Annotated in this window: 1 protein-coding gene and 2 pseudogenes; 2 read left to right on the forward strand and 1 reads right to left on the reverse strand. The window is 37.5% G+C overall.

Annotated elements, in window-relative coordinates:
• Positions 1-327 precede the first annotated feature (327 nt).
• Positions 328-627: pseudogene (locus tag ACIPNH_RS04975) on the forward strand (hypothetical protein); the annotation flags it as partial.
• 7 nt (positions 628-634) lie between these two features.
• Positions 635-1,639 (forward strand): Mrp/NBP35 family ATP-binding protein, encoded by a 1,005-nt coding sequence (locus tag ACIPNH_RS04980; RefSeq protein ID WP_007548295.1) that lies wholly within the window; start codon positions 635-637, stop codon positions 1,637-1,639.
• Positions 1,640-1,838: 199 nt separating this feature from the next.
• Here ACIPNH_RS04980 and ACIPNH_RS06780 read toward each other — a convergent pair.
• Positions 1,839-1,980: pseudogene (locus ACIPNH_RS06780) on the reverse strand (IS5 family transposase); the annotation flags it as partial.

Below are 1,980 nucleotides of genomic sequence, written 5' to 3' on the forward strand. Positions count from 1 at the left end.
CTATTCGAATCTTTTCGTCGTGCTGTTGATTCTGCCTTCCTATGACCTGTTCGAACTATTATGAGAAATGGCTATACAACAAAGTAAATGTGATAATTGTAGACTATGGTTTAAAAGTGATGATATAATAGAAATACATCATAAAGACCGGAATAGACGAAACAATATGATCAAAAACTTATCTTTGTTACATGGACATTGTCACGATGAATTACACAGGAGGTGTGCATGAAAAGCACCAAATTGGAGAGAAGCCGTATGAGGCGCAAAGTCTCACGTACGGTTTTGAAGTCGAGTGAGGAGGGGCGACCTTCTTCACTTAGACAACAGTATGCAGATGAAACTACAGATGAAGACCTAAGGAATATAGCAGAAAAAGCACCAATAATAAAGTTAGCCTACGATGCATTAGACAGGTTTAGCTGGAATGAAAAAGATTTAGTAGCATATGAAGAAAGAATAATGGATCTGCGGAAAGAAGAAGGCATCCTCGCTAAAAAACTTGATGAGGGAAAGATTGAAGTAGCAAAAAACCTACTTAAGGCTGACATCTCTATTGATATTATCTCTCAGACAACCGGCCTTCCTCAAGCTGAGATTAAACGACTTCAGGAAGAAATCACCTAAAAGGCTAATGATCAACGAAAAAATTGTAAGAGAGAACTTAAAAAAAGTCATAGAGCAAAAAAGCGGTAAAGATGTGATCGCTCTTGGCATAATATCCTCAATTATTATTAAAGGTCAAGATGTTGGTTTTGTGCTTGAAGTTGCCGGTAACACGCAAGCAAATGAAGAATTAAGAAGAAATTGTGAGCAAGCTGTTAAAGCTATACCGGGGGTGACAAAAGTGACCGTGGTTGCTACTTGTCAAAAACAAACTGGGCAACAAAAAGCTAAATTACATATCGAAGGAGTGAAAAATATAATCGTTGTGGCCTCTGGTAAAGGCGGTGTGGGCAAGTCCACAGTTGCGCTAAATCTTGCTCTCTCATTAGCAAAGTTAAAACACAAAGTTGCGCTAGTTGATGCAGATATATATGGTCCTTCAATTCCTAAAATGCTTGGCGCTGAAAAATTAAAGCCAGAAATACAGGATAGTAAAGCAATGCCTATAGAAAAGTATGGACTGCATACTATTTCAATTGGCTATTTTATCGATAAAGATCGTGCAGCAATATGGCGCGGACCTATGATTACAAAAGCACTTTATAGTCTGCTAATGGGAACAAAATGGTCCGATATAGAGTATTTGATAATTGATACACCACCTGGAACTGGCGATGTGCATTTAAGTCTTATGGAAAATTTTAACTTAACTGGGGCGATAATAGTTTCAACTCCACAGGAGCTCTCTTTAATCGATGCTCGCAAAATTTATGATATGTTTACAAAGCTCAGCGTACCGGTTATTGGCATTGTAGAAAATATGAGTTATTTCATTCAAAGCGGCTCAAAAATATACATATTTGGAAAAGACGGTGCAAAAAAAATGTCTGAGGAGCTGGGCATCAAACTTCTAGGCAGAGTTCCTCTAGATCCACAAATATGCCATGCTTCTGATTGCGGAAATCCTTTAATGTTAAGTGAGGATTTGGCAGAGATTTATGAAGACATTGCTCAAAGTATAGTTAAACAATAGAATAAGCGTGAGAAACATGCGAATCAAAGTCCTCTTTTGTTAGTTACAAAATAGACTGCTTGCATAACCATTATTTACATGAAAAATTAGCAGCTTTTGTCATTCCAGCGCGTGACGCTGGAATCCAGAAAAAAAGAAGAATGGATCCCAGTGGGCTTTGTTGCATCGCTCTTCGGATAGTAGGTAACGCACAATAAATTTATGAAGCTATCTCAAATTTAGCCATACCAATATCAGTGAACTTATTGAGCAAATAGCATTTAACAAGTAGTTCCTTCTCTCTATTTGTCTCAGATTTATTCCTAAAACTAAACCCGAATGTTTGTTTCAGTCGCGAGAAA

Source organism: Wolbachia endosymbiont of Drosophila barbarae (assembly GCF_044752445.1).
In the GTDB taxonomy this organism is placed as follows: Bacteria; Pseudomonadota; Alphaproteobacteria; order Rickettsiales; family Anaplasmataceae; genus Wolbachia; species Wolbachia pipientis.